Here is a 7,279-nt window from a genome sequence, read left to right on the forward strand (position 1 = left end):
AGCGGGTGTTGCTGGAGACCGCGTGGGAGACGTTCGAGGATGCGGGGATCGATCCGACGTCGTTGCGGGGCAGCCAGACGGGCGTGTTCACCGGCATCTGGGCATCCGGCTACGGCGACCAGGCACCCGCCGACGCCGAGGGCTATCTCGGTACGGGCGCCGCGACCAGCGTGACCTCCGGCCGGATCGCCTACCTGCTGGGGCTGGAGGGCGCGGCGGTCTCGCTGGACACCGCCTGCTCGTCCTCGCTGGTGGCGATCCACCTGGCAGCGCAGGCGCTCCGCTCGGGGGAGTGTTCGCTGGCCCTGGCCGGCGGGGTGACCGTGATGGCGACCCCGCTGGGGTTCACGGAGTTCTCACGCCAGCGCGGCCTGGCTCCCGACGGCAGGGTGAAGGCGTTTGCCGAGGCGGCCGATGGTACGGCCTGGGGTGAGGGCGCCGGCTTGGTGCTGCTGGAGCGGTTGTCGGACGCCCGTCGCCATGGGCACCGGGTGCTGGCGGTGGTGCGGGGTTCGGCGGTGAACCAGGACGGCACCTCCAACGGCCTCGGAGCGCCGAATGGTCCGTCGCAGGAGCGGGTCATCCGTCAGGCGCTGGCGAACGCCGGGTTGGAGGCGTCCGAGGTGGACGCGGTGGAGGCGCACGGTACGGGGACGACGCTCGGCGATCCCATCGAGGCGCAGGCGCTGCTGGCGACCTACGGCCGGGACCGGGTGGAGCCGTTGTGGCTGGGGTCGGTGAAGTCGAACATCGGGCACACCCAGGCGGCGGCCGGCGTGGCTGGTGTGATCAAGATGGTCATGGCGATGCGGCACGGGCAGTTGCCGCCGACGCTGCATGTCGACGCGCCGACTTCCCACGTCGACTGGGAGTCCGGAAACATCCGGCTGCTCACCGAGGCCCGGCCCTGGCCCGACAACGGCCACCTGCGTCGCGCGGGCATCTCGGCGTTCGGCATCAGCGGTACGAACGCGCATGTGGTGATCGAGGCGGCTGGTGAGGAGCCGGTCCGGGTTTCGACGGGGTCCGCGGGCGGGGTGGTGCCGTGGGTGTTGTCGGGGAAGTCGGATGTGGCGTTGCGGGAGCAGGCGCGTCGGCTGGGGGCGTTCCTGGCCGGGCATCCGGGGGTTGGCGCGGCTGCGGTGGGTCGGGCGTTGGCGGGGCGGTCGCGTTTCGATCACCGTGCGGTGCTGAGCGGTGTGGAGGCGTTGGAGGCACTGGCGGAGGGCGGTACGGCGCCGGGTCTGGTCACCGGGACCGCCGGTTCGCTGGGTCGTTCGGTGTTCGTGTTTCCGGGGCAGGGTGCGCAGTGGGTGGGTATGGGTGGGGAGTTGTACGGCTCGGAGGCGGTGTTCCGGGAGGCGATCGATGCGTGTGATGTGGCGTTGGCGCCGTACACGGGTTGGTCGTTGGTGGAGGTGCTGGTCGGCGGTGGCTCGTTGGAGCGGGTGGATGTGGTGCAGCCGGCTCTGTTCGCGGTGATGGTGGCGCTGGCCGAGCTGTGGCGTGCTCATGGTGTGGAGCCTGATGCCGTGGTCGGGCATTCGCAGGGGGAGATCGCGGCGGCGTATGTGGTGGGGGCGTTGTCGTTGGAGGACGCCGCCAAGGTGGTGGCGTTACGGAGCAAGGCCCTGGTCGCTCTGGCGGACCAGGGTGGGATGGTGTCGGTCGGCCTCGGGCATGAGCAGGCCGCCGAGTTCGTGGCCCGCTGGGACGGCCGGCTGACGGTGGCGGTGGTCAATGCCCCCGGTTCGGTCGTCGTGTCGGGTGATCCGGACGGGCTGGACGAGTTGCTGGCGGCCTGTGAGGCCGACGGTATCCGCGCCCGTCGCCTGCCCGTCAACTACGCCGCCCACTCCGTCCAGGTCGAGGCGATCCGCGAGCAACTGCTCACCGACCTCGCCGGCATCACACCGCGCCCGGCGACGATCCCGTTCTACTCGACGGTGACCGGCGAGCAGATCGACACCTCCGCCCTCGACGCCGACTACTGGTACCGCAACCTCCGCGAACCCGTGCTGTTCGACCAGACCACCCGTGCGCTGCTCGACCACGGCCACACCGTCTTCGTCGAGATCAGCCCGCACCCGGTGCTCACGCCTGCGCTGGAGGAGCACGAGGCGGGTGTGGTGACCGGGACGCTGCGCCGCGACCACGGCACCCCGGCCGAGTTCCTGGCCGCCGCGGCGCGGCTGTTCGTCGCGGGTGTGCCGGTGCGGTGGCCGTTCCCCGAAGGGGAGCCGGTGGCGCTGCCCACCTACCCCTTCCAGCGGACGCGGTTCTGGCTCGCCGGAGGCGCGGGAGACGTGTCCGCGGCCGGGCTCGACTCGGTGGACCACCCGCTGCTCGGCGCCGCTGTCGAGGTGGGCGAGCAGCGGGTCCTGACAGGTCGGCTCTCCCTGGCCACCCATCCCTGGCTCGCGGACCACTCCGTCCTGGGGACGGTGCTGCTGCCCGCGACGGCGTTCGTGGAACTGGTGGTGCACGCGGCCGGGGCGGCAGTGGAGGAACTGGTCCTGGAGGCGCCGCTGACGTTGCCCGCGGACGGCGCGGTGGACGTGCAGGTCGTCGTGGGCGAGCCGGACGAGACCGGCCGCCGCACGGTCGACGTCCGGTCCCGTACGGACGGTTGGGTGCGGCACGCCACCGGCACGGTGAGCGGGAATCCCGTGGTCGGGCAGGAGCTGACGCAATGGCCGCCGGCCGGCGCGGAACCGGTCACCGGGCTCTACGACACGCTCGCCGCGGCGGGCTACGAGTACGGGCCGGCCTTCCAGGCCGTGCAGGCGGTGTGGCGCCGCGGCAATGAGGTGTTCGCCGAGGTCACCGTGCCGGACGCGGCCCGGTTCTCAGTCCATCCCGCCCTGCTGGACGCCGCCCTGCAACCGCTGGCGCTGCTGTCCGGCACGGAAGGCGACGTGCGGCTGCCGTTCTCGCTGGGCGGGATCGCGGTCCACCGCACCGGCGTGACCTCCGCGCGCGTGCGGCTGACGGTGGTGCGCCCCGGGACGTACGCCGTCCACCTGGCGAGCCGGTCCGGCGAGCCCGTGGCGACCATCGAGGCGCTGACCACCCGTCCGATGGCTGAACGCGGCCCGCTGTACGCCCTCGACTGGATTCCGCTGACCCCCGGCGAAGGCGCACTCGGCGACGCCGTCGTCTCGCCCGGCTCGGTCACCGAGGCGCTGACGGCCGTCCAGGACTTCCTGGCCGGGCCCGGCGAACGGCTCGTGGTGCGCACGCGGGGCGCGGTCGCCGTCGTTCCCGGTGACGGGGTGAGCGACCCGGAAGCCTCGGCCGTCTGGGGCCTGGTCCGGTCCGCGCAGTCCGAGCACCCCGGCCGATTCGTGCTCGTGGACGCCGACGAGCTGCCCGACGGCCTGTCGGTCGGCGACGAGGACCAGGTGGCGGTGCGCCGGGGGGCCGTCTACGTGCCCCGGCTCGTGCGCTCCGCACCGGAGGCGTTCGACGGACGGCTGACGCAGGCAGGCACGGGCAGCCTGGACGACCTCGCCTTCCTGCCGTACGAGCAGGCCCCGCCCGGGCCCCGGGAGGTGCGCGTCGCCGTGCGGGCGGCCGGCCTGAACTTCCGGGACGTGCTGATCGCCCTCGGCGTCTACCCGGACCCGGCGCTGCTCGGCAGCGAGGGCGCGGGCGTCGTCACCGAGGTCGGCGCCGAGGTCACCGGGCTGCGGCCGGGTGACCGGGTCGCCGGGCTGCTGCCCGGCGCGTTCGGCCGGGTGGCCGTCGCCGACCACAGGGTGCTGGTGCGCATCCCCGACGAGTGGACGTTCGCCCAGGCCGCCACTGTGCCGATCGCGTTCATGACCGCCTGGTACGGCCTGCGCGACCTGGGCGGGCTGAAGGCCGGCGACCGGGTGCTGATCCACGCCGGGGCCGGCGGCGTCGGCATGGCGGCGGTCCAGCTCGCGCGGCTCTGGGGCGCGGACGTCCACGCGACCGCGGGCCCGGGCAAGTGGGACGCGCTGCGCGCCCTGGGGCTGGACGATGACCACATCGCCTCGTCCCGGACCCTGGAGTTCGCCGACCGGTTCGGCCCCTTCGATGTGGTGCTGAACTCGCTGTCCGGTGAGTTCCTGGACGCCTCCCTGCGGCTGCTCGCGCCCGGCGGGCGGTTCGTGGAGATGGGCAAGGCCGACATCCGGCCCGGCGTGCTGGCCTTCGACCTGGCCGACGCGGGACCGGAGCGGCTGGGGGAGATCCTGGCCGAGGCCGTCCGGCTGCTCGACGCGGGCGAGCTGCGTCTGCCACCACTCACCACCTGGGACGTCCGCCGCGCGCGGGACGCCTTCCGGTTCATGAGCCGGGCCGCTCACGTCGGGAAGATCGTCCTCACGGTTCCTGCGGATCTCGATGCGGCCGGTACGGTGCTGATCACCGGTGGTACGGGGACGCTGGGGGGCCGTGTGGCCCGGCATCTGGTGGCCGAGCGGGGTGTGCGGCATGTGTTGCTGGTCAGCCGCAGTGGTGGCGGGGCGGCGTTGTGCGAGGAGCTGGCCGGGCTGGGCGCGGAGGTGTCCGTGGCCGTCTGTGACGTGGCCGACCGGGACGCGCTGGCGGCCGTACTGGACTCGATCCCGGCCGCGCACCCGCTGACCGCGGTCGTCCACGCCGCCGGCGTGCTCGACGACGCCGTGGTCGAGTCCCTGACCCCCGAACGCCTCGCCGCGGTCTGGGAGCCCAAGGCACGGGCGGCCTGGCACCTGCACGAACTCACCCGAGGGCGGGACCTGACGGCGTTCGTCCTCTTCTCCTCGGCGGCCGGGACGCTCGGCAGCCCCGGGCAGGCCAACTACGCCGCAGCCAACGCCTACCTCGACGGCCTGGCCGCGTACCGGCGCGCCCAGGGCCTGCCGGGGGTGTCGCTGGCCTGGGGCCGGTGGGCCGAGACCAGCGGGCTGACCGGGCAGATGTCCGAGGCCGACGGTGAACGCCTCGCCCGCGCCGGGCTGCTGCCGATGACGACCGACTACGGACTCGGGCTGTTCGACGAGGGCCTGGACACCGCGGAACCGGTGGTGGTCGCGGCCGGACTCAAGGTGTCCGCACTGGGCGACCGGCCGGTGCTGCGCGCGCTGACACGCGCCCGCAAACCGGTGCGGACCACCGGACTGGCGGGCGAGCTGGGATCGCTCCCCGAGGCCCGGCAACGCGAGATCCTGCTCGACCTGGTCAGCACCCACGCCTCGGCCGTGCTGGGCCGCAGCGACGAGATCGGTGGCGACCTGGCCTTCAAGGACCTGGGCTTCGACTCGCTGACCGGCGTGGAGCTGCGCAACCGGCTGTCCACGGCGGTCGGGACCCGGCTGTCGGCGACGATGGTCTTCGACTACCCGACCCCGGCCCGGCTGGCCGAATACCTGCGTGAGGTGGTCCTCGGCAAGGAGCGTCGGACGGTCGCGCCCGTGCCGGTCGGTGTTCCGGTGTCGGATGATCCGGTGGTGGTGGTGGGGTTGGGGGCCCGTTATCCGGGTGGTGTGGGGTCGGCGCGGGAGTTGTGGGATTTGGTGGCGGGTGGGGTGGACGCGGTGGGGGAGTTCCCATCGGATCGTGGGTGGGATGTGGGTCGTATCTATGATCCGGCCGGTGGTCCGGGGACGTCGTACACGCGGTCGGGTGGTTTTCTGGGGGATGCGGGTGGCTTCGATGCCGCGTTCTTCGGGATTTCGCCGCGTGAGGCGTTGGCGATGGATCCGCAGCAGCGGGTGCTGCTGGAGACGGTGTGGGAGACGTTCGAGGACGCGGGGATCGATCCGACGTCGTTGCGGGGCAGCCAGACGGGCGTCTTCACCGGCATCTGGGCATCCGGTTACGCGGGCGGAGTGGACCAGATCTCGCGCGACGCGGACGGCTATGTGGCCACCGGTACGGCGACGAGTGTGACCTCGGGGCGGGTGTCGTATCTGCTGGGGCTGGAGGGTCCGGCGTTGTCGGTGGACACGGCGTGTTCGTCGTCGCTGGTGGCGATCCACCTGGCGGCGCAGGCGCTGCGCTCGGGGGAGTGCTCACTGGCCCTGGCCGGTGGTGTGACGGTCATGGCGACACCCGCCGCCTTCATCGACTTCTCCCGCCAGCGGGGGCTTGCGGCCGACGGCAGGGTGAAGGCGTTTGCCGAGGCTGCCGATGGTACGGCGTGGGGTGAGGGCGCGGGGTTGGTGCTGCTGGAGCGGTTGTCGGACGCCCGTCGCCATGGCCATCAGGTGCTGGCGGTGGTGCGGGGCTCGGCGGTGAATCAGGACGGGGCGTCCAATGGGTTGACCGCGCCGAATGGTCCGTCGCAGGAGCGGGTGATCCGGCAGGCGTTGGCGAACGCCGGGTTGGAGGCGTCCGAGGTGGACGTGGTGGAGGCGCACGGTACGGGGACGACGCTCGGTGATCCCATCGAGGCGCAGGCGCTGCTGGCGGCGTACGGCCGGGACCGGGTGGAGCCGTTGTGGCTGGGGTCGGTGAAGTCGAACATCGGGCACACGCAGGCGGCGGCCGGCGTGGCTGGTGTGATCAAGATGGTGATGGCGATGCGGCACGGGCAGTTGCCGCCGACGCTGCATGTCGACGCGCCGACCTCGCACGTCGACTGGTCGGCGGGTCGTGTCTCACTGCTCACCGAGGCTCGGCCGTGGCCGGAGACGGGGCGTCCCCGCCGCGCGGGCATCTCGGCGTTCGGCATCAGCGGTACGAACGCGCACGTGATCCTGGAGGCACCGGCCCCGGACCCGGCCGCGGACCCTGCCGAGAAGACGTCGCCCGAGTCCCCTGCCACTCCCGCGCCCGCCCCTGCGCCCGCGGTGCCGGTGCCGTGGCTGCTGTCGGCCAAGTCCGAGCAGGCGCTCCGGGCCCAGGCCCGCAGGCTGCAGGCGTACGCGGCCAAGGACCCCGACGCGGACGGAATCGGCGCCGCGCTCGCCGCGCGGACCCGGTTCGCCCACCGGGCCATGGTGACTGGACCGGAGGCATTGGCGGCCCTGGCGCGCGGGGAGGTGCATCCCGGGCTGGTGACCGGCGAGGCCCGCGACTCGGGTAGGTCGGCGTTTGTGTTCTCTGGTCAGGGTGGTCAGTGGGCGGGGATGGGGTGGGGTTTGTACCGGGTGTTCCCGGTGTTTGCGCGGGTGTTGGACGAGGTGTGTGGGTTGTTGGGGTTGCCGGTGGGGGTGTTGTTCGAGGATGGGGAGGGGGTGTTGGGGGAGACGCTGTTCACGCAGGGCGGGGTGTTCGCGCTGGAGGTGGCGCTGTTCCGGCTGGTGGAGTCGTTGGGTGTGCG

At 72.8% G+C, this 7,279-nt stretch carries 1 protein-coding gene; it reads left to right on the forward strand.

Annotation, left to right across the window (positions count from 1 at the left end):
- Positions 1-7,279 (forward strand): SDR family NAD(P)-dependent oxidoreductase (locus ACZ52J_RS42555; RefSeq protein WP_465626796.1); only part of this gene is annotated, 7,279 nt, incomplete at both ends.

This window comes from Kitasatospora sp. NPDC034035, from assembly GCF_055575755.1.